Annotated in this window: 23 protein-coding genes, 1 pseudogene and 1 other annotated feature; of the genes and pseudogenes, 7 read left to right on the forward strand and 17 right to left on the reverse strand. The window is 44.9% G+C overall.

Annotation, left to right across the window (positions count from 1 at the left end):
* Positions 1 to 79: 79 nt before the first annotated feature.
* Positions 80 to 235: pseudogene (locus tag O3620_RS01960) on the forward strand (prepilin peptidase); the annotation flags it as partial.
* On the opposite strand, the gene trpA reads toward O3620_RS01960, so the two are convergent.
* From trpA to O3620_RS02035, 15 genes are all read right to left on the reverse strand, one after another.
* Positions 204 to 983: a tryptophan synthase subunit alpha gene (gene trpA / locus O3620_RS01965; protein WP_371601362.1), complete on the reverse strand. Its 780-nt coding sequence runs from the start codon at positions 981 to 983 to the stop codon at positions 204 to 206. The pseudogene O3620_RS01960 and the gene trpA overlap by 32 nt on opposite strands.
* Entirely contained in the window at positions 976 to 2,199 is a 1,224-nt protein-coding gene (gene trpB / locus O3620_RS01970) for a tryptophan synthase subunit beta (RefSeq protein ID WP_371601363.1), read from the reverse strand. Before trpB (O3620_RS01970) ends, trpA begins: the two co-directional genes overlap by 8 nt.
* Positions 2,189 to 2,776 carry a phosphoribosylanthranilate isomerase gene (locus O3620_RS01975; RefSeq protein ID WP_371601364.1) on the reverse strand — a complete coding sequence of 196 codons (588 nt, stop codon included), beginning with the start codon at positions 2,774 to 2,776 and terminating at the stop codon, positions 2,189 to 2,191. Before O3620_RS01975 ends, trpB (O3620_RS01970) begins: the two co-directional genes overlap by 11 nt.
* The gene (gene trpC, locus O3620_RS01980; protein WP_371601365.1) at positions 2,763 to 3,530 is read right to left on the reverse strand and encodes an indole-3-glycerol phosphate synthase TrpC; all 768 of its coding nucleotides are present in this window, start codon (positions 3,528 to 3,530) and stop codon (positions 2,763 to 2,765) included. The genes O3620_RS01975 and trpC overlap by 14 nt, the downstream gene beginning before the upstream one ends.
* Positions 3,527 to 4,531: an anthranilate phosphoribosyltransferase gene (gene trpD, locus O3620_RS01985; protein ID WP_371601366.1), complete on the reverse strand. Its 1,005-nt coding sequence runs from the start codon at positions 4,529 to 4,531 to the stop codon at positions 3,527 to 3,529. The genes trpC and trpD overlap by 4 nt, the downstream gene beginning before the upstream one ends.
* 10 nt (positions 4,532 to 4,541) lie before the next feature.
* Positions 4,542 to 5,105 carry an aminodeoxychorismate/anthranilate synthase component II gene (locus tag O3620_RS01990; protein ID WP_004187911.1) on the reverse strand — a complete coding sequence of 188 codons (564 nt, stop codon included), beginning with the start codon at positions 5,103 to 5,105 and terminating at the stop codon, positions 4,542 to 4,544.
* Positions 5,102 to 6,460: an anthranilate synthase component I gene (trpE, locus tag O3620_RS01995; RefSeq protein ID WP_268697771.1), complete on the reverse strand. Its 1,359-nt coding sequence runs from the start codon at positions 6,458 to 6,460 to the stop codon at positions 5,102 to 5,104. The genes O3620_RS01990 and trpE overlap by 4 nt, the downstream gene beginning before the upstream one ends.
* 402 nt (positions 6,461 to 6,862) lie before the next feature.
* Positions 6,863 to 8,044 carry a tryptophan synthase subunit beta gene (gene trpB / locus O3620_RS02000; RefSeq protein ID WP_371601367.1) on the reverse strand — a complete coding sequence of 394 codons (1,182 nt, stop codon included), beginning with the start codon at positions 8,042 to 8,044 and terminating at the stop codon, positions 6,863 to 6,865.
* A 63-nt stretch (positions 8,045 to 8,107) separates the two neighbouring features.
* Positions 8,108 to 8,343 (reverse strand) — a binding site (T-box leader).
* A 68-nt stretch (positions 8,344 to 8,411) separates the two neighbouring features.
* Positions 8,412 to 8,951: a VanZ family protein gene (locus O3620_RS02005; RefSeq protein WP_371601368.1), complete on the reverse strand. Its 540-nt coding sequence runs from the start codon at positions 8,949 to 8,951 to the stop codon at positions 8,412 to 8,414.
* Positions 8,938 to 10,026, reverse strand: coding sequence for a 23S rRNA (adenine(2503)-C(2))-methyltransferase RlmN (rlmN, locus tag O3620_RS02010; protein WP_002911938.1), 1,089 nt, complete (start codon positions 10,024 to 10,026; stop codon positions 8,938 to 8,940). The genes O3620_RS02005 and rlmN overlap by 14 nt, the downstream gene beginning before the upstream one ends.
* Complete coding sequence (locus O3620_RS02015) at positions 10,023 to 10,604, reverse strand: YutD-like domain-containing protein (protein WP_002932663.1); 582 nt, start codon at positions 10,602 to 10,604, stop codon at positions 10,023 to 10,025. Before O3620_RS02015 ends, rlmN begins: the two co-directional genes overlap by 4 nt.
* A 181-nt stretch (positions 10,605 to 10,785) precedes the next feature.
* Positions 10,786 to 11,829 (reverse strand): SepM family pheromone-processing serine protease, encoded by a 1,044-nt coding sequence (locus O3620_RS02020; RefSeq protein ID WP_125348381.1) that lies wholly within the window; start codon positions 11,827 to 11,829, stop codon positions 10,786 to 10,788.
* Positions 11,816 to 12,310: a pantetheine-phosphate adenylyltransferase gene (gene coaD / locus O3620_RS02025; RefSeq protein WP_371601369.1), complete on the reverse strand. Its 495-nt coding sequence runs from the start codon at positions 12,308 to 12,310 to the stop codon at positions 11,816 to 11,818. The genes O3620_RS02020 and coaD overlap by 14 nt, the downstream gene beginning before the upstream one ends.
* Positions 12,300 to 12,848: a 16S rRNA (guanine(966)-N(2))-methyltransferase RsmD gene (gene rsmD, locus O3620_RS02030; protein WP_371601370.1), complete on the reverse strand. Its 549-nt coding sequence runs from the start codon at positions 12,846 to 12,848 to the stop codon at positions 12,300 to 12,302. The genes coaD and rsmD overlap by 11 nt, the downstream gene beginning before the upstream one ends.
* Before the next feature lie 70 nt (positions 12,849 to 12,918).
* The gene (locus O3620_RS02035) at positions 12,919 to 13,407 is read right to left on the reverse strand and encodes a YcxB family protein (protein WP_371601371.1); all 489 of its coding nucleotides are present in this window, start codon (positions 13,405 to 13,407) and stop codon (positions 12,919 to 12,921) included.
* Between the two features lie 142 nt (positions 13,408 to 13,549).
* On the opposite strand from O3620_RS02035, the gene O3620_RS02040 reads away from it, so the two are divergent.
* The 4 genes from O3620_RS02040 to O3620_RS02055 are packed head-to-tail and all read left to right on the forward strand — an operon-like array spanning position 13,550 to position 16,288.
* Positions 13,550 to 14,227: an XRE family transcriptional regulator gene (locus O3620_RS02040; RefSeq protein ID WP_247908778.1), complete on the forward strand. Its 678-nt coding sequence runs from the start codon at positions 13,550 to 13,552 to the stop codon at positions 14,225 to 14,227.
* A 3-nt stretch (positions 14,228 to 14,230) separates the two neighbouring features.
* Positions 14,231 to 15,646, forward strand: a complete 1,416-nt coding sequence (locus O3620_RS02045) for a Y-family DNA polymerase (RefSeq protein ID WP_371601372.1) — start codon at positions 14,231 to 14,233, stop codon at positions 15,644 to 15,646.
* A complete protein-coding gene (locus O3620_RS02050) occupies positions 15,643 to 16,017 on the forward strand; it encodes a hypothetical protein (protein WP_371601373.1) in 375 nt (124 codons plus the stop codon). The genes O3620_RS02045 and O3620_RS02050 overlap by 4 nt, the downstream gene beginning before the upstream one ends.
* Positions 15,995 to 16,288 carry a DUF5960 family protein gene (locus O3620_RS02055; RefSeq protein WP_371601374.1) on the forward strand — a complete coding sequence of 98 codons (294 nt, stop codon included), beginning with the start codon at positions 15,995 to 15,997 and terminating at the stop codon, positions 16,286 to 16,288. The genes O3620_RS02050 and O3620_RS02055 overlap by 23 nt, the downstream gene beginning before the upstream one ends.
* A 255-nt stretch (positions 16,289 to 16,543) precedes the next feature.
* On the opposite strand, the gene O3620_RS02060 is transcribed toward O3620_RS02055, so the two are convergent.
* On the reverse strand, positions 16,544 to 18,022 hold the full coding sequence (locus tag O3620_RS02060; RefSeq protein ID WP_371601375.1) for a flotillin family protein: 1,479 nt from the start codon (positions 18,020 to 18,022) through the stop codon (positions 16,544 to 16,546).
* A 104-nt stretch (positions 18,023 to 18,126) separates the two neighbouring features.
* Positions 18,127 to 18,657, reverse strand: coding sequence for a DUF177 domain-containing protein (locus O3620_RS02065; protein WP_002904009.1), 531 nt, complete (start codon positions 18,655 to 18,657; stop codon positions 18,127 to 18,129).
* 100 nt (positions 18,658 to 18,757) lie between these two features.
* Here O3620_RS02065 and O3620_RS02070 point away from each other — a divergent pair, with 100 nt between their 5' ends.
* Together O3620_RS02070 and O3620_RS02075 are read left to right on the forward strand one after the other, a co-directional pair.
* Entirely contained in the window at positions 18,758 to 19,627 is an 870-nt protein-coding gene (locus O3620_RS02070) for an XRE family transcriptional regulator (protein ID WP_371601376.1), read from the forward strand.
* A gap of 348 nt (positions 19,628 to 19,975) precedes the next feature.
* The gene (locus O3620_RS02075; RefSeq protein ID WP_371601377.1) at positions 19,976 to 21,217 is read left to right on the forward strand and encodes a transporter; all 1,242 of its coding nucleotides are present in this window, start codon (positions 19,976 to 19,978) and stop codon (positions 21,215 to 21,217) included.
* The last annotated feature ends 59 nt before the right edge of the window (positions 21,218 to 21,276 follow it).

Here is a 21,276-nt window from a genome sequence, read left to right on the forward strand (position 1 = left end):
TCAATCAACATCAAAAATCAAACGTTTCTTAAAAAATGAATTAGACGAAAGTTACTTTTTTATGATGATAAAATTCAAGAACATGGAACAGATTCTCATTCTTATCCAAATCGCTAGTTTCTCTGGCCTAGCCTGTTTCTGCTTTAAAAAGAAAAAAGACAGGCTGGCATTTGTCCCCTGTCTTTTGTTTGGTGTCGTGGTGATTATTTCTTATAAGCTGCTGCTTTTTGGATAAAGGCTATTATACTGGCGTCCTTTTCATGAAGAGCTTTGACAATCTTAGATCCGACAATGACGCCATCTGAGACTTGATTGAAGCGGTCAATATCCTCTAAAGTTGAAACGCCAAAGCCAGTCAGTACTGGAATCTCTGCAATATCACGAAGCTTGCTCAAATGCTGGTCCAAATCATTGCGGTAGCTTCCGCTCTTACCTGTCACACCGTTGATGGCTACAGCGTAGATAAAACCTTCCGCTTCCTTGATCAGCTCCTGCTGACGTTCTAGACCAGTCGTCAGGCTCACTAAAGGAACTAGAGCTATATCTGAATCTTCCAGCAGGGGCAAAATAAAATTCCTGTGCTCGTAGGGAAGATCCGGAATAATCAATCCTTTAACCGGTGTCGTAGCCAAATCCTTGACAAAATCTTTGAGACCGTACTGGAAAATGGGATTGAAGTAGGTCATGATAATGAGAGGCAGCTGAGTGCCCAACTTCTGCAAACTTGCGACTAAAGACTTGGCGGAAGTATGGTGACCCAGACTTCTCAGACCGGCTTCTTCAATAACCGGCCCATCTGCAACAGGATCTGAAAATGGCAGGCCGATTTCAATGGCTGACACACCCAAGTTTTCCAAAAAAGCGATAGTTTCCGGCAAACCTGCCAAACCTTTCTCGTGATCACCAGCCATAATATAAGGAAGGAAAATCCCCTTACCTGCTTTTTTGATGGCTTCTAAATGCTGAGTGAGTGTTTTAGTCATGGGCACCTCCTTTTTGAGCCGCTTCATTTTCCAAGCGTTCCTTTACCTGAACGACATCCTTGTCACCACGGCCGGATAGGCAGACGATCATTGATTTATCTGGTCCCAACTCCTTAGCCAGCTTAACTGCGTAAGCAATAGCGTGGCTAGACTCTAGAGCAGGGATAATCCCTTCGATACGAGACAGGAGCTGAAAGGCTTCCAAGGCTTCTTCATCCGTTACTGGAACATAAGTGGCGCGCTGGATAGCATTAAAATGAGAATGTTCGGGACCGATGCCTGGATAATCCAACCCGGCAGAGATAGAGAAAGCTTCCAGAATCTGTCCTTGCTCATCCTGCAAGACATCCATCAAGGCACCGTGTAAAACACCCGGCCGGCCCTTGGTTAAGGTCGCAGCGTGTTCATCTGTATCCACGCCCCGCCCAGCTGCTTCTGTTCCATACATAGCCACTGAGCTATCGTCTACAAAGGGATAAAAGAGTCCAATAGCATTAGAACCACCGCCAACACAGGCGACTAAAGCATCTGGTAATGCCCCTGCATTTTGCTCAGCAAACTGGCGCTTGGCCTCACGACCAATCACGCTCTGATAGTCGCGGACAATCTCTGGAAAGGGATGAGGTCCTAAAGCTGAACCCATAATATAGTGAGTATCATCCACCTGAGCCACCCAAGCTCGCAAGGCAGCATTGACTGCATCCTTGAGGACTCGAGAGCCATCGGTCACAGACTCCACCTTGGCTCCAAGAAGTTCCATCCGAAAGACATTAAGAGCTTGGCGCTTGACATCTTCTTCGCCCATATAGATAGTACAGTCCATGTTGAAAAGGGCTGCAGCTGTGGCGGTGGCCACTCCGTGCTGACCCGCACCAGTCTCTGCAATGATTTTCTTCTTGCCCATTCGCTTGGCTAATAGGACCTGGCCTAGGGCGTTATTGATTTTATGAGCTCCAGTATGGTTGAGGTCTTCCCGCTTCAGATAAATCTTAGCACCGCCAGCATAGGCTGTCAGATTTTTTGCAAAATAGAGAGGATTTTCTCGCCCTACATACTGCTTCAGCAACTCGTCCAGCTCAGCCTGAAAGGCTGGGTCTTTTTTACTCTCACGGTAGGCTTTATCCAGCTCCAAAACTGCTGTCATCAGTGTTTCGGGAACAAAGCGCCCACCAAACTCACCATAAAATCCTTCTTGATTGGGTTGATTATATGCCATGTTTCACTCTTTCTATAAATTCTTTTATCTTTTCTAAGTCCTTCTGGCCGTCAGTCTCAACCCCGCTAGAGACATCAACTGCGTAAGGGGCAAAGTGCTGAATAGCTTCTCGGACATTTCCTGCATTCAAACCACCGGCAATAAAGAAGGGCTGGTGGATTTGACCTTTATCAAAAGCTTGCCAGTCAAAGGTCTGACCACTACCGGCAAGAGGGGCATCAAAGAGCAGGTAATCCGCTTGTTGGCTGACTCCTTTTAACGCTCCCTTGACCTGATAAGCTCGAATAACCGACCGGCCGATCTCAGTCAGAAGATCTTCATTAAAATCGCCATGAATCTGCACCAAATCTAGATTTGCCACTGAAATAGCTTCCCGCAGCTCTGCCAAGCTCGGAGAGACGAAAACTCCTACCTTTCGGACAGCAGGCGGCACCAAGGCAGCTAGCTCCTGAGCTTGCTCTAAACTAACCCTCCGACGGCTCTCAGCAAAGACAAATCCAATGTAATCTGCACCAACCTGGCATGCCGTTTCCACAGCGCTGGCCGTTGATAAGCCGCAAATCTTAACCTTTGTCAATTTTCAGCTCCTTAATTTTTTCTACCACATCCTCAGCCTGCATCAGGGCTGTTCCAACTAAAATCGCATGGAAATAAGGAGCTACTAGCTCAGCATCTTCCTTGCTGAAAATAGCGGACTCAGATACGTAAACCCTGTCATCTTTGAAATGGGCAGACAGCTGGAGACTTGTATTGATATCTGTTTCAAAAGTAACTAGATTGCGGTTATTGACACCGATTATCTGTGCTCCTATTCTATGGGCAATTTCCAGCTCCGCCAGATTATGGGTTTCGACCAGAACTTCCAAGCCTAACCCCGTCGCAAAATCATAGAGTTCTTGCAGCCGCTTTTCAGGTAAAGCAGCCACAATCAGAAGAATAACTGTCGCTCCTGCATTGCGGGCACGAACAATCTGCTTTTCATCAATAATAAAGTCCTTATTGAGGGTTGGAATGGTCACTTGACTGGAAATCTCTCTCAGGTAATCCAGATGTCCTTTGAAGAAAACCTCATCTGTCAGGACCGAAATCATAGCTGCACCGCATCGTTCATAGGTGCGAGCCTGCTCCACAATATCCACACCGAGATTAATATCTCCCAGACTGGGGCTGGCTTTTTTAACCTCAGCAATCAGCTGCAGCTCTTGGGACTGGCTTTTGAGATACTCATAGAGGGAATAGGTTGAGCGCAGAGGCTGCAGCTCTTCATAGGACATAGCCACCACTTCCTGCTCTTTTTGCTTTAGAATGGTCGGGAGAAATTCTTTGCTCATTTTTGATACTCCTGTAGTTGCTTGAGTTTTTCATAGGCTGCGCCACTAGCGATCACTTGGCGGGCCAAAGCTATTCCCGCTTCTATACTGTCTGATTTCCCATTAGCATAGAAGCCCAATCCCGCATTCAGCACTGTCGTTTCCAGATAGGGGCTGGCTTGATTTTGCAGGACAGATAGCAGAATTTCTGCATTTTCCTTGGCATTGCCTCCACGAATCGCTTCAAGAGGTATTTCTTCCATGCCAATATCTGACGGCAGAAAGCTGTGCAGGCTGATTTGCCCATTTCCCAGCAGAGCATACTGGGTTCGGCCATGAAGACCCGCCTCGTCAAGACCATCCGGTCCCGACACGACTACTGCACGCTTACGGCCCATATTTTTCAAGACCTCTGCCGTGCTCTCTAGCATATCTGGTCGGCTAGTCCCCAAAAGCTGAGTTTCTAGACTCATGGGATGGATGAGCGGACCAGTTAGATTCATGATAGTGGGAATGCCAAGGCTAAGACGGGCTGGCATGATGTATTTCATGGCTGGGTGCATATTCTTTGCAAAGAGAAAGACGATACCTGTCTGCTCAAAAACCTTGCACAAGCTAGCAGCGTCCAAGTCTAGATTGATACCCAGAGCTTCTAACACATCAGCTGAGCCTGACTTAGAAGAAATGGAGCGATTGCCGTGCTTGGCCATCTTAATCCCGCCACCTGCCAGTATAAAAGCTGCCGTAGTCGAAATATTGAAGCTGAAAGACTTGTCTCCACCGGTACCGCAATTGTCCATTGCAGTGCGAATAGTGGTTGGAATCTGCTTAGCATGACCTCGCATGACCTGAGCCAAAGCAGTTCGTTCCTCAATCGTCTCCCCCTTCATCTTAAGCCCCAGCAAGAAAGCTACAATTTGAGACTCTGTCACTCGTCCAGTGACAATACGCTCAATAACATCTGTCATCTCAGCGCTGCTTAAATCCTTAAAATCAGCTAGTTTTGCAATTATCTCTTTCATACATCCTCCTTTATTTTACTAAATCGATGAAATTCTTGATAGACGACAAGCCGTCCGGCGTGCCAATACTTTCTGGATGATACTGAAAACCATAAATGGGCAGGCTCTTGTGCTGGATAGCCATGATCGAGTTATCATCAGCCGCCCGAGCCGTCACTTCAAAGTCCTCTGGCATCTCCTCAATCAAAATCGAATGATAGCGCATAACCGGCTGTCCATCCTCTAGCCCCTCATAGATAGGAGATTTGCCCTCAAAACGCAGAATACTTTGTTTGCCGTGCATGACTTTGGGAGCCAAACCTAGCTTTCCGCCAAATACTTCTGCAATGGCTTGGTGCCCCAAGCAAATCCCCAAAATCGGTTTCTTACCAGCAAAATCTCGAATAAGTTCTTCCATCCGTCCTGCATCTGCTGGCCAGCCTGGACCCGGAGACAGAACCAAGGCATCCGCTTCTTCTGCTGCTTGATAAAGGTCTGCATCATCATTTCGCAAGACCCTAACTTCTGCGAAATTGCCGATATACTGGGCTAGATTGTAAGTAAAAGAATCATAATTATCAATCAATAAAATCATTGCATCTCTCCTATCTTGGTCATTGATTTGGCTTTGTTGATGGTTTCTTGGTATTCATTAGCAGGGATCGAGTCATAAACAATACCCGCTCCAGCTTGAACGTAAGCTCTGCCATTTTTCAAAATCATGGTCCGGATAGCAATGGCAAAATCCATATCCCCTGTCGCAGACAGATAGCCAATGGCACCCGCATAAACACCACGTTTTTCCTGCTCTAGCTCATAAATGCGTTTCATAGCTCGAATCTTAGGCGCACCCGAAACGGTGCCGGCCGGCAGGGTGGACTTGAGCGCATCCATGGCTGTCAGTTGAGGCAGAAGCTGACCACGAACTACACTGGTCAGGTGCATGACATAGCGGAAATACTCCACCTCCATGTACTTAGTGACTTCTACGCTGTTATTCTGGGCAATTTTACCGATATCATTACGCCCCAAATCAACTAACATGCGGTGTTCCGCCACTTCCTTCTCGTCAGCTAGCAACTCCTCTGCCAAGACTTTATCTTCTCTCTCATCCTTCCCGCGCGGTCTAGTTCCAGCGATAGGATTGGTCGTAACCTTATCTTGTTTGACAGACACTAGACTCTCTGGACTGGCTCCGATAATCTGATAATCCCCGAAATCATAAAAGTAGAGATAGTTGGAAGGGTTGGTTACGCGCAGATTGCGATAATAATCCAGCGGCCTACCAGAATATTCTGCTGAAAAGCGTTGACTAAGCACACATTGGAACATGTCGCCCTGCCGAATCAAGCTACGCGCTTCTTCCACCATTTTTTCAAAAGCTGTCTGCTCGATATGACTCTGAAAGTTCAAACTGGACAGTTCCAGTGGTGAAAATTCATCTGCTGCTGGCTGCGCCAGCTCAGCCATAATCCTCTCCAGCCTAGCAGCCAAATCAGCTTCGCTCCTATCACTGTAGAGCGCCTCCTCAACGATATAGACCTTGTCTTTTTTATGGTCAAAAACCATGTAACTCTCATAGACGAAAAAGTGCATGTCCGGCGTCCCAATCACATCAGCTGGAATCTGGCCAATCTCCTCATAGAGGGAAATCATATCGTAGCCGACAAAACCGATGGCTCCGCCTCCAAAAGGCAGGTCTGAATGATGAGCTTTTTTTACTGCCAACTCATGCAGATAGTCCAATGGATCTGCCTCGATAACTTGCCCATTCTTTGTTAAACGGCCATTTTCATAGCGGACTTCAAAGACTGGATTATAGGCTAGGATAGAAAAACGAGCTGTCTCGCTATCTCTTGGAATACTTTCCAAAATCACCTTGTGGTCGCCCTGAATCCGCATATAAGCCAGAATCGGCGATAAAATATCAGCTGGTAAAATCTTTTGCATAATGTTTCTTTCTATTTAATCAAAAACGTTTAAGGAGGAACAATCTGCTAGCCATGACTGCATTCACAAGAACAGATAGCACCTGTCCACGGTCATAACTTGCTCCAAAACTACAGAAAAACGCCCGCACAGTTCATCCTGTGAGGGCGTATCATCGCGGTGCCACCTCAGTTATGGAGTTTTTAGGCTCCACATCTCATTTACCTATTTACAGTCATTTAGATCCCTTTTAGTAGAAGGCAGCATACTGGTTTACAACAAAGCATGCTAACAAAGTAATAAAAGTTCAACTAATGGACAAAATTTTGACTCCAACAGCCCATTTCATAACTTCTCCTGCCTGTTCTCAGCAACCACAGACTCTCTGAAAGGAGGGATGTTACTACTCTTCTGCTGGGTATTTTATTTTCGTTTTTCTAGATAGTCGGCAATGGCTGCCACGTCCTTGTCTCCACGACCAGATACATTGATAATGATGATTTGGTCAGATGACAGTTGCGGAGCTCGCTTGATGGCTTCAGCAATGGCGTGAGAACTTTCGATTGCCGGCAAAATTCCTTCCTTTTGTGTCAAGAGGAGCAAAGCATCTACAGCTTCATCATCTGTCGCTGCTACATATTCTACTCGACCAGAATCTTTAAAGAAAGCATGTTCAGGACCAACTCCCGGATAGTCCAAGCCTGCTGAAATGGAGTAAACCGGTGCCACCTGACCATCTTCAGCAAAGACAGCGTAGGTCTTCATACCGTCCACTACTCCGACACTTCCCTTGGTCATGGTCGCCGCATGCTGGTCTGTATCAAGGCCCCGCCCAGCCGCTTCAACACCAACCAGCTTGACTTCTTCATCTGCCACATACTGAGAGAAGGCGCCGATAGCATTGGATCCGCCACCTACACAGGCAATGACATAGTCTGGCAAGCGGCCTTCCTTATCCAAAATCTGCCGACGAGATTCTTCACTGATCACCTTTTGGAACTCATGGACAATCGTCGGATAGGGGTGAGGTCCGACAGCCGAACCCAAAACATAGAAGGCTTCCAAATCGCTCATCCAAGCTCCAAAGGCTGCATCCACCGCATCCTTGAGGGTTTTAGTTCCTGTTTCCACAGCGTGAACAGTCGCGCCCATCATTTCCATGCGGAAGACATTAAGGCGCTGGCGTTCTACATCCTCTGCACCCATGTAAACATCGCACTTCATACCAAACTTAGCTGCAGCTGCCGCAGTTGCCACACCATGCTGACCAGCTCCAGTTTCAGCGATGACTCGGGTCTTGCCCATGCGCTTAGCTAGAAGAATCTGCCCCAAAACATTATTGAGCTTATGAGAGCCCAGATGATTGAGATCTTCCCGCTTCAGATAAATCTTAGCTCCACCCAGATGCTGGGTCAGACTTTCTGCAAAGTAAAGCGGAGTTTCCCGGCCTGAATAATCTGCCAAATAATGTCGATATTCATTTAAAAATTCTGGGTCTTCCTTATATTTCTCAAAAGTAGCTTCCAATTCATCCAGTAAGGCCTGGATAGGCTCCGGTACAAAGGAGCCTCCGAATTGTCCAAAATATCCTTTAGTTTCTGTCATCTTGATTGCCTCATTTCTTTATTTTCAAGCAAAACAAAAGCCCACACACAGAAAAAAACTCTGTGTGAGGGCGTAAAATCGCGGTGCCACCTCAATTATGGAGCAAAGTATAGACTGCCTCCATATCTCTGTCTTGTCTAACAACAAGCTGCACTGTAAGGTGTGCTCACCGAATTTTTATTGCTTCAAATTCATTTTTTGCATCAGCCCACTTCATAACCTTCCACTGCCTGTTTCCACCAACCACAGGCTCCCTGAAAGTAGAAAAAATTATTACTTTTCTGATGATTTATTTTATTATAGGCCTTTCCCTTTTTCTTGTCAAGAAAAAATTTAATTTTTCTCCTAAATCCGAACCTTTCTCTCACTAATCTCTTTTGAAAGCGTCGTCTTGACGATTTTTCCAGATTTTCTGACCAAGCTGAAATGCCCGCCAAGCCAGATAACCCCCCAAAGTATTGGTCCAGAGATCATCAATCTCAAAAACTCGATTAGCGTTGATAAGAAGGTCCAGCAGAATCTGAGTCACTTCGATAGACAGACTCATCCCAAAGCTCAGCCATACAACCTTCTTTGTCTTCCGCAATTTTGGAAAGAGCCAAAGCAATTGAAAAATTAAGGGTGACAACAAGAAGATATTGGCTAGATTTTGGATAAAGACCTTGACCAGCTGGATCCAAGAAGTAATCTCGCCAATATTAACAAAGGAATTAAAAGGGATTAACAAAACCACTATTCGGCCAAAGTACTGGATTCCCGGCGTCTCCATTCCCGGCTCTGGAACTTGAGGAATAAAGCACAAAATGCAAAGCATCAAGAAATAGAGCCAGCTTCCCCCTATCAGCAATCTCCGTCCTTTGGCTGTTAGCTCACCGTCTGAAGTCAGATAGTTCTTAAGGCTGAACATTTTCTACCAATGCTTTCTCGCGATCACGCTTCATGGTATTAGAACGTAGCTGACCGCAGGCTGCATCAATATCTGTACCATGTTCCTGACGAACCACGCAGTTGACTCCGTTTTTCTTGAGGGTATCGTAGAAAGCCATCACGCGCTCTTTGGGACTGCGACTGTATTGGTCGTGCTCGCTAACGGGGTTGTAAGGAATGAGATTGACATAAGACAGCTTCTTAATGTTCTTGAGCAGCTCAGCCAGCTCCTTGGCCTGCTCTACCCCGTCATTGACTTCATTGAGCATGATGTACTCAAAGGTCACCCGGCGATTGGTCGTCTCAATATAGTATTCAATAGCTGCAAAAAGCTTTTCGATAGGGAAGGACCGGTTAATCCGCATGATGCTGGTCCGCAGATCATTATTTGGGGCATGGAGGGATACAGCTAGATTGACCTGCACACCTTCATTGGCAAAGTCACGAATCTTATGAGCCAGCCCTGATGTCGAAACCGTGATATGGCGGGCACCGATAGCCAAACCTTTATCATCATTGACCGTCCGAACAAACTTGAGCACGTTGTCATAGTTGTCAAATGGCTCGCCGATTCCCATGACTACGATGTGGCTGACCCGCTCATCCTGACCACGCTCGTCAAAATACTTCTGAACCAGCATAATCTGAGCTACAATCTCACCGTTATTGAGGTCGCGTTGCTTTTTAATCAAGCCAGAAGCACAGAAAGTACAGCCAATATTACAGCCAACTTGGGTGGTCACACAGACCGAAAGTCCATAGTGCTGGCGCATGAGTACGGTCTCAATCAGCATACCATCCGGCAGCTCAAAGAGGTACTTGACCGTACCGTCAGCAGACTCTTGAACAATGCGCTGTTTAAGCGGATTGACGACAAACTGATCATTTAGCTTGGCAATTAAGTCCTTGGACAGATTGGTCATCTCTTCAAAAGACTGGACCCGCTTGCGATAGAGCCACTCCCAAATCTGGGCAGCACGGAATTTCTTTTCTCCTTGAGCTTCCGCCCATTCAATCATTTCCTGACGCGTTAAGCTATAAATAGATGGTTTCATTTTTCTCCTTTATTCTGGCGAATCACAAAATGGCGATTGCTGTCTTTTTGCTTTTTCTGCCTATCTTGCTGGGAATTGTTGCGAGAGCGCTTATTATCCCTTTTAGAACGACTGTCTCGGTCTCGCTCGCTTCTACGATTACGGTTGCTCCCCGAACGGCTGTTGCGAGAACGTTTTGACCGACCTTCTGTCTCTTTCTTGCCATGCGATTTTTTATCAAAGGAAGCGCGCTGGGGATTTGGATTTTCCAAGACAAAATAAGCACAGCCGTAGCTGCAGTACTCCAGCAAATAGTCTTCTAAGCGGCTGATCTTCTCATCGCTTTCATTAGCCCGCTCGTCCTTGTAAAAACCACGCAGGCGCAGCTGCTCATTGCCCCAGTCACCGACAATATAGTCAAACTTGGTGAGAATTTCTGAAAAGCGCTGATGAAAGGCAGTCAAGTCAAAGCCTTCCTTATAGTTCTCAATCAATTCAAACTCGAATTTTTCTGCAACAATCTTGCTGTCAATCTGTTTAAACTCCGGTCCTGGGAATTTATTATAATTATACAATTCAGGTGAAATATCTTTACGCATACTCTTCCTTTAACAATCTTGGATAGTTTATCTACAACACTTTATTTTATCATAAATCAGCCAGTATTTCGCGGACTTTTCATCAAAAATATCTTTCTGAAAAAAGTCAGACGATTTAAAGCAGAGAAGACCAGCTGATCTTGTCTGTCTCACAAGAAAAATCTTAGCAAAAGCTAAGATCTTACTTATTCTTTTTCAGATAGTCAATGGCGTCCTGCAGCGTTTTAACTGGAACAATTTTCATATCTGTTTTAATCTTCTTGGCTGTCTCCAGAGCCGTTTGGTAGTTGTTTTTCCCATTAGGAGAAAGCTTCTTCTCTTCCTCTGTAAGTTCATTGTTCGGTGCAAAGAAGATATCCGCTCCGCTTTGGGCTGCTGAAACGACTTTCTTATCGATTCCGCCGATTTCGCCAACTTCACCTTCCCGGCTGATGCTGCCGGTCCCTGCAATATCGCGGCCATCACGAAGAGTCGGATCAGCCAACTGGGTATAAATAGCCAGGCTGAACATGAGACCAGCACTAGGACCTCCGATACCCTCAGTTGAAAATGTAATTGGAATATTACTGCTGACTTCCGTCCGGTCTATCAGACTGATCCCAATCCCGTTCTTACCGTTCTCTAGCTTAATAATCTTGCCGGTTGCCGATTTCTCCTGACCATCTTCTTGGAAAGTCACCTTGACCTTATCTCCAAGCTTCTGCGAGTTGACATACTTGACCAGCTCCTCAGAGCTTTCAAAGGTCTTGTCATTGACACCGGTTACCGTATCAGCAATATTGAGAACTCCTTTGAAGGTTGAGTTATCAGCTACCTGCAGGACATAAACCCCCAAATAGTCCATTTTGATCTCTTTACCAGCTGTCGTCAACCCCTGATATTTGGCCATATTTTGCGATGTTTCCATGTAAAACTGGTTGATCCGATTAAACTCATCGTCCGTGGAGCCACCCGTCATATCCTTGGCGGAATAAATATCTGTAAAAGGAGTCAGCCAAGCATAGACCAGATGAGCAAAGGTTGCCTGCTCTACTCCGACCGTCACAAAATTGTAGGAGCCCGCTTCCTTGTCGGCCTTATTATCAACTATCAAGACCTGACGAACATCCTCGGCACCACCAGGAACTTCTATGTAATAAGGCAGACGAACGTAAAGAGCTGCTATAAAAAAGGCAATAGTGACGCCAATGACCGTTGGCAATATAAACTTCTTAATTCTTTTCATTGTTGATTCTTTCTAATTCTTTGATTACACTTTGGGGCACATAGGCCGCGATATCCTGCTGAAAAGCAATCAGCTCACGAATACGTGATGAACTGATATGCTGATAGACTGGTTTGCTGAGCAAGAAAATCGTCTCCATTTCTCCTGCCAATTCCTGATTGAAAAAGTTCATATTGGCTTCATAGTCTAGGTCTTGACTATTTCGGAGACCGCGCACAAAGGCATTAGCTCCCAGTCTTCTGGCCACTGTCACTGCTAGCTCATTCTGTGAAGTGATGACCTCGACATTATCCAAATGTTCTAGAGCTTCTTTGACCATGCGCTCTCTGGCTTCAATTGTGAAAAAACCAGACTTTTCTCGGTTATAGAAAATCCCTACATAGAGCTTATCAAAGAGCCTGCTGGCTCGCTCAATCAGGTCCACATGGCCCTTGGTCATCGGGTCAAAAGACCCTGTGAATAATCCTATCTTATCTGACATATACCGTCACCTTTGAAATTCCATATATCTTCTGCTTCCAAATGCCCAGCCCTGCAATTTCCTCCGGCAGCTCTACTTCCTTGTCTGTCTCACAGACTACCAGAACATCTTGACTCAAGAGCTGGCCTTCCTCTAGCTTCTCAAGGTCCTCCACAATCTGCTCCTTGGCATAAGGCGGATCCAAGAGAACTAAGTCAAAAGACCCTGTCAACATTTCCAAGGCTCGACCAGACTCCATCTTGAGCAAATCAAAACGTTCCGGCTCCTTAGTCATCTGAATGTTCTCTGAAATAATAGCCTGAGCTCTGCGATCCTTTTCGACTAAGACAGCTGTCTCCATACCTCGCGAAATAGCCTCAATGGCCAAACTCCCGCTCCCAGCATAAAGATCCAGCACCCGACCGCCGTCAAAATAGGGACCAATCATATTAAAAATCGCCCCCTTGACCTTATCAGTCGTAGGCCTGGTCGTCTTGCCGTCCAAAGTCTTGAGGGGCCTGCCCCCGTATTTACCTGCAACAACTCTCATAAAAAACATTATAACACACATCGCACAGGAGGCCAATTTTTTGAAAACTGGACAGATAAAAAACAGAAGTCCCCCAAAATTAGAGACTTCTGTTTTCTTTTAGTTTTAGTAAAAAATCAATTAATTCAGGCTGACAGTCTGCCTTATCCAAGATCAGCCCTATTGACCGGCCAACCATAATATAAAAAGTTTCTGGCTTGTCTATAATTGCTATAATATCTTGGTAGTCAAATCTGGCATTGTTATTCCGATTAACGACACGAAAGTCTGTCTCATAGAAGCTAAACTCCTGCTCTATATCATGCCAGAGGGGGTTGCCTCTATAAAACTTTTTAATATGGCGATTCATGGACAGATAGTAAAGAAAAGGAAGGAAAGCCACAGTAACAAGAAAAGCTACGCCTCGCAAAGGTTCCCCGATGAAAAAACAGATTGCACCGCATATCAGCACCACTATCTCAGGGAGAATCAGTGAAAAGAGGCCATTCTTTTTATACCAAAAATTGGTCCAAGCGAAACGGCGATAAGCTTCTTCTGTCATAATCGTTTTTGCTGTCATAGGAAACATCTCTCTACCTCCAAGTTATATTCCTCCCTACAGTTTACCACACTCTTGCTGGAAATAACAATATTCAATAAAGAGCTTGCTTTTCTCGATTTCATCTGGTATACTATATGTAACTTTTAAAACGTTACATAGGAGGTGTGATATGTTTTCGCATGAAAAATTAAAAAAACGCCGGCTGGAGCTTCATTTGACTCAGGCTTCCATTTACCAAGAGCTGGGCATCTCTCGAAAGACTTACTCTGCTTGGGAAAATGGTCTAGCAGAACCCCACGCAAAAAATCTCAGGAGGTTGGCCACCTGTCTCAAGGTCCAGGAGAACTACTTTGTGGATGAGACCAGCGCGCTCTACACCTACCCTTTATTAACCTCACCCCATAAAAAGGAAGTCGACCAGTTCGCTAGTCGGCTCCTAGAGAGACAGCGCAAGGTTAGCTCCCTTACAGCCTATAAGGTTCTATCTGTTGAGCTGGCTGCAGGTCGCGGTAACAGTTATTATGATAATGAAACAGACTACGAAACTGTCTACTTTGATCAAGATATCCAGCACGACTTTGCATCCTGGGTCTCTGGAGATTCTATGGAGCCCAAGTATCCCAATGGCTCTGTTGCCCTTATGAAACAGACGGGATTCGACTATGATGGGGCGGTCTATGCTCTCATGTGGAATGGCAAGACCTATATCAAAAAAGTCTATCGCGAAGCTGAAGGCCTACGCTTAGAGTCTATCAATCCTGACTACGAGGATCTCTTTGCTCCCTATGAAGACCAGCCTAGCATTGTTGGTATCGTCGTCGGACATTTTCTGCCAATTGAGGTATAAGCTATGGTCCTATTTGATTATTCACGCGAGCCTCGTTCAGACATTGCTTTTGTGGATATGAAAAGTTTTTATGCCTCTTGCGAATGCATCGCCCTTGGACTTGACCCTTTAAAAACCTCGCTCTGTGTCATGAGCCGAATTGAAAATTCTGCCGGACTGATACTAGCTGCCACCCCTCTCTTTAAAAAGAATTTCGGCAGCCAAAATGTCATCCGAAGTTATAATCTTCCTTTTGATGTCCACACCCGTAAGTTCAACTATGCTGCTGCCCGCAAGCAAGGACTGCCGATTACAGCAGATTATGTGCGCTTTATTGAAGATGCTGCTCAAAAGACCTTATTGGTCCCACCTCGGATGAATTACTACATCCAGAAAAATATGGAAATCCAAAAAATTTTCCAGGATTTCGCAGCTCCCGATGATATTTTCCCCTACTCAATCGATGAGGGCTTCTTAGATTTGACAAGCTCTATCAACTACTTCATTCCCGATCAGACGCTGGACCGCAGGACCAAACTGGACCTGCTGGCTGCCCGCATTCAACAGGCTATCTGGAAGAAGACCGGGATTTATGCCTCTATCGGCCTGAGCAACGCCAATCCTCTTCTCGCCAAGCTAGCCTTGGACATTGAAGCCAAACATACAAAAAAGATGCGGGCCAACTGGTCCTATGAGGATGTTCCCAGCAAGGTTTGGACTATTCCGACAATGACTGATTTTTGGGGCATCGGCCACCGAACAGCCACCCGCCTTAAGAAGCTAGGCATCCATTCCATTTATGATTTGGCTCACTTTAACCCCGACATTCTCAAAAAAGAAATGGGGGTCATGGGCCTGCAGCTTTGGTTTCACGCTCACGGCATTGATGAAAGCAATGTGCACAAGCCTTATCAGGTCAAGTCACACGGCCTAGGGAATTCGCAAATTCTCCCCCGAGATTATAGACAGAAGGCAGAGATTGAGCTGGTTTTTCGAGAAATGGCTGAGCAGGTCGCCATTCGTCTCAGACGCTCTGGCAAAAAATGCCAACGTGTCTCAATCTATGCCCGCTATTCCAAACAGGAGCGCTTGCCTTCCATTCATACACAGAAAAAAATTGAGCCCACTAACAACAGCGATCGATTGGCTCAAATCGTCGTTCAGCTTTTTCGTTCCAAATATCAGGGCGGGGCTATCCGACAGATTGGCGTTTTTTACAGTGACTTTGTCGATCAAGGATATGGTCTGATTTCTCTCTTTGACGATCCTCTGCAAATTCAAAAAGAAGAGGAGCTCCAACAGACGATTGACCGCATCAGAGATTGCTTCGGCTTTGCCTCTCTGCTTAAGGGAAATGCCTTGCTGGACTCCTCCCGTGCTATTGCTAGAAGCAAGCTAACCGGTGGCCATTCTGCTGGAGGTTTGGAGGGCTTATCATGACTGACCGCTCTTATCTCCCCTATCAGTCTGCTCGTGACTTTCAGGATCGGGGCATGGCTAAATGGGCTGGCTTTTTCCTCTCTGAGCATAGCACTGCTTTGGCCAAAAAAGAACTAGATATCAGTCGCCTGGCCCAGCTTGACAGACAGGAGAAATTCCAGTTACTCAACCAAGCCTACAGTCATCAAGTTCCCATCAGAATCACCTTTCTTAATCAGGGAAAGCTGACCGACATTACTGCTACCGTCTTTCATCTGGACTGCAAGCAGGTCCTCCTGCAGGAAGGTGACCATTACAAAGGCCTTGCTATCCATCAGATTCTTTCGATACAAGCTTCAGGAGGCGTAGATGACCACTCAAAATGTACATGAGGAACTTCAATTTGACTATTTTTCCCAGAACTACCATCAATTTCAAGAGGATTTTTATCAATTTTCCAATCTTCCCCAGCCTCTAATGGTCATGGAAGACGACATCCTACTCCACATGGCCAGCCGCCAAGTCACTCATTTCAAACTTTCCAAGACCAAAAGTTTGGACAAGAAGGACCATTACTTCCACTTTACCGTCAGTCGCCCAGACCAAGCAAACCGACTCTGCATTTACCACTATCAAGGCCAAACAGAAGATATAAAGCAATAAGCTCCCAAACTAAGTCTGGGAGCTTATTGTATGGAGTTGGCCATCTACTAGAATCTTCTCAATTCTTTCTTGCTTTAAGTCAGGCAAATAACATTAAAGATTTGAACCAGCTATATTTAAAGCCAAGAAGTGCCATTCTATTTAGGTTATCTATTCAGTTCATTTGTATAAACTAATTTCATACCAAAAACACCCCAATCGTTAGATTTTCTGTCTAACTTTTGGGGTGAAAGTCAAAGCGAATTATCTTTTCTTTTATTTTTTATCGGTGTCAAGATTTGCAGCTTCAATAACCGGCTGCTCATCTTGTTTTAGCTTGTTAACAGTCATATTAACACCAAGAGCTCCTGCTAGGAGTTGACGAATATCGAAGCCTGCACCTTGCGACACTTGGTCAATACTCTGCATGATATCACCAACCATCTTAGAAGCATTGCCTTCACCATACATAGTGATTTTGTCCACTTTAGTAAGCGGCTCTGCTACAGCACGGGCAATTTCTGGCAGTTTGTCTACAATCATCTCAGTAATCGCAGCTTCCTGCATCTTCTTCATGGCTTCTGCTTTTTTATCCAAACCTTCTGCTTCGGCTTCTAATTTAAGACGAATAGCCTCCGCTTCAGCATGTCCCTTAGCTTCAATAGCTTCAGCTTCTTGCAGTTGCGCAAATTTCTCAGCCTCGGCTTGAGCCTTGCGTGCTTCGGCTTCTTTTTGTGTTTCAAAGAGCTCCGCCTCGGCTTGACGTTGACGCTCAATCAATTGTGCTTCCGCTGCTTGTTGACGAGAGTATTTCTCCGCTTCAGCCTGTTTGCGGATGTTAGCATCCAGTTCTTGCTCCCGAACCTTAACTTCGCGTTCCTTGACTTCAGCTTCTTTCTCTTGCTTCATGATATTAGCTTCGGCAGCCACACGTTCTTGCTCGCGACGCTGCACTTCCGCCTCAATCCCTTTAGCTGCATCAGCCTTAGCTTGAGCTATATCCGCTTCCTGCTTGAGGGCTGCTTGCTTCAATTTCAACTCATTTTGCTTTTGAGCGATTTCTAAGTCAGCAGCTACGCGCTTATCGTTAGCCAATTTGTCTTGCTCAGCTTCTACTTCCTTGCGCTCACGTTCAGCTTTAGCCTTCGCAATTAAGGCATCTTTTTTGATGGTTTCGACATTTTCGATACCAAGATTATCAATCACACCACCTTCATCAGAGAAAGACTGAACGGTAAAGGCAATGACTTCTAATCCCATCTTAGCCAGATCCGGAGCTACGTTGTCCTGAACTTTTGAGGCAAATTCCTGACGGTCATTGACCATCTTACGTAATTCCATCTGACCAATTACTTCCCGAAGATTTCCTTCCAAGACATCTTGAACAGAGTTAGAAATATCAGTTGTATTCCAATTAAGGAAGTTTTCTGCTGCACGAGCAATCATTTCATCGGTCGTTCCAATTTTCAGCTTAACAGCTGCATCAGCACGAACATTGATAAAATCCAGAGTCGGTACCGCTTCAGAAGTGCGAACATCTGTTGAGAACTGCTCAATATCCAAATAAGAGCGCTGCTCTACAAAAGGAATCATAAATCCAGCTTTACCGCGAAGATGACGCTGTTTACGAAGACCTGTAATTACAACTACTTCGTTAGGGCGTGCGTTAACATAGCCTTTCACTAAAAGTACGACAAGGACAACCAAACCAATAATTACTGGAATCAACCAGGTTGGAAAGAAAAATGTATCCATTAAATCTCCTTCTATAAGACAATTTTCATTGTCTATTTTCTTTTTATACTTAGTATAACAAATTATTTCAAATTCTCAAATTATTTTCAAAATTTTTACAAGATTTATTCATCAAAAAGTCCTTGCAAACCAGCGAAAGGATTGTTCTTCTCTTTTTGAGCTTCCTGGGCAGCGGCGAATTCTTCTTCTGTCATAACCTGCCAGTCCTGACCTGACAGAAAGCCTTGGCCGGCTTCTTCCTCAGCTGTTAGAATTTTCAGCGGGATATTCAGCAGGATATTATCAGCTACACTCTCGGCTACATTAATCTCGCCATTTTCAATCGGCAGTACCAAGTCCTGATCAATCATATCCTGCGATGCAGCCTGTCCTTCTTCCATGAAAATTTCGTTGACTAGATAAGACTCCTTGAGCTCCACCGGCTCCATACTGCGACTGGACGTCAGAGTGATGGTATAAGACAAGTCATAATCCAGAAAATAGAGGCCGTCTTCATATTGAACCTTGCCTTTGGCTACAATATCCTGAACATCTAAAATCTCAGGATTGCGCTCTTTTAACTCCTCCGCCAAGTCCAGCTTTTTCTCAAAGGCTAGTCCATCTGGATTCTTCCGAATTTCTTGAATATGCAACATAAGTTCCTCTTTGCTTTTTTTCTTTATATTATATCATGTTTGAGCGCTTCGATGTTATTGAAAATTATTTTGTTATAATAAATTGTAAGGAGGGAAGACAATGGAACATCTAGGACAGGTTTTTAGATTTTTTCGCGAGGCAAGGCACATCTCTTTATCCGAGGCGGCTGGCGGAGAATTTTCAAAATCTATGCTCTCTCGCTTTGAAAATGGGCAGAGCGAACTGTCGGCACAGAAACTTTTTAGCGCTCTCAGCGCCATCCGCACGGAAACGGAAGAATTTACCGTTGCAGCCGGCATCCAGAATCATCATTCTCACAAGGAACTCTTAAGCCACATTCAAGACCTGTTGCAAGCCAATCAGCTTGATCTCTTAGAAGAACTTTATCTGAAAAAAGAAAAAATCACTCAAAAAAGCAAGAAGGCTAGTGATTGGGTTGAACGCCTGATTGTAAAGGCCTATCTCTGTGCCCTCAAAGAGTCTGAGAAGGCTAGCCCAGGCGAGCTGGATTTCCTGCATGATTACCTCTTTTCAGTTGATATTTGGGGGCGCTACGAACTCAATCTCTTCTCTGTCTGCACTCCGGTTTTATCTCTAGACTTGTTTTCCCAATACACCAAAGAAATCCTCTCAAGAAAGGATTTTGCCGCCTTGTTTGCCAACAACCGCAACACCCTGCATACCACCTTTCTTAATGGCTATCTTCTGGCCATCAGTCAGGAAAATATCACTCAGGCAGACTATTTCCAACAAGTCATTGAGCGACACTTTTATGAAGAAAATGAGACTTGCTTCCGAATTGTCTATCTCTTTGCTCAGGGAGAGTTGATCTGTTTGAAAGGGAAAACAGAAGAGGGGCTCACGCAAATGAAGCAAGCTATTGATATTTTCCGAATCTTGAACTGTCAGCATAGTGCTGACTACTATCAAGAAGCCCTTGATACTGCTTTTCAAAAATATAGCAAATAATGCAAATCTCCACTTTTAAGCTCAGCTATTTTGAGTTGGAAAGTGGTTTTTATTCCTACTCGAGCTCCACCTTTCTGATTTAAAAGTTTCTACCCGAAAATCGTTGAATATATGCAACGTTTCCTGCAGATTGGATTCTCTATTTTATACTAAAAGCATAAAGAGCTAGCGCAAGTCACTTTCAGAATTTTACCACTTACTTATGAGACCTAACCGGTTGCCGAAAAGCCCTTGTTTTTGGCTTTAAACGGTCTATAATGGTCATCAGAAAGAGAAAAACAAAAGCCAGATTACAGATGTACCCAATCAGCTTTCATTCATTCTTGCAGTTTAGAAAAGGAGTCTACGATGAAATTATTTTTTAAAAATAGAGTCTATGCCTCACTCAGCCTTTCCCGAATCTTCAACACCTTGGGAGCTTCTATTTTCAATATTGTTTTTGTGGTATTTGCTTCCAGCATGCCCAATCCCAAGTTTGCTATTGCCGTGGCTAATTTTATCGTTCTGGTTCCGACCTTCTTTACTATCTTTGCTGGTATCAAAGCTGACAAGACCGTTCATAAAGCTCGTTGGCTGATTCATTTTGGTTATCTTCAAGCCTTGATCTTTGTCCTTGTTGCCTTCATGACTCGCTCCAGCTCTTATCTAGCCTTTTCAGCCGTCTGCTTGATGAATATTCTTTCAGATATCATCAGCGATTACCGCAGCGGCCTGCAAATGCCGATTTTGAAAAAGAATGTTCCAGAGAAAGACCTTATGGAAGCCTTCTCTTTTACCCAACTCATCAGCTTTCTTTGCAGCCTGGCCGGACAAGCTTTGGGAGTTTGGCTCCTAACCATCAGCCAGCAAGACTTTTTTCTGGTGGCTTTGGTTAACGCTTTAACCTTTCTCCTATCCTCCACCATCCTCTACCTAGTCCGTCGCAGATTGACCCATGACCCAGTGGCAATTTCTAAGAGAAAGGCTCCTCTGAAAGAAGAATTGAAGAAAATGTACACATCGTCCAAGCTCATTTTTGAGCAGGAAGGTTCTAACAATTTTCTCAAACTGCTGGCTCAAATCCTGATCGTCAACGCTATGGCAGGTTCTCTTATAGCTCTTTATAATCTCTACTTGCTGGATAACCCCATCTTCCAGCTGTCCTTTAGTCAGTCTCTCTTGGTTCTTCAGACCACTCTTGTCCTAGCCATGATCGCAGCCAGTCTGGCTCCCAACGATTACTTTAGCCGCCTCTCTCTAAATCAACTAACCCTCTGGGCTGCTCTCACAATGATTCTGCTTGCTGTCAGCAATTTCTTGCATCTGCCTGTTTTCGTCGGCATTGCTTTTGGATTTTTACTAGCTTATATCTCCGGCAAGATTAATCCCAAAATCAACACCCTCTTACTGAGCAAATTGCCTTCTGATGTTCTCGCTCAGACTTCCAGCTTTCTGAGTCTGCTCTTTTCTTTCTCTGTTCCCTTTGGCACTATGGTCTTCAGCAGCCTAGCCCTCTGGAATATGAACGCTAGCTGGCTCATCTTCAGCATTATCGGTGTGATTGCTCTACTCCTATCTATCGAAAAAAAGAAAGATGTTAAAGAAAGATGATAGATCAATCTTGTTTCTAAATTTATTCTCCCAGAACACAGCTAAAAACGATAACTTCC

Source organism: Streptococcus sp. 27098_8_134 (assembly GCF_041431675.1).
GTDB classification, from domain to species: domain Bacteria; phylum Bacillota; class Bacilli; order Lactobacillales; family Streptococcaceae; genus Streptococcus; species Streptococcus sanguinis_R.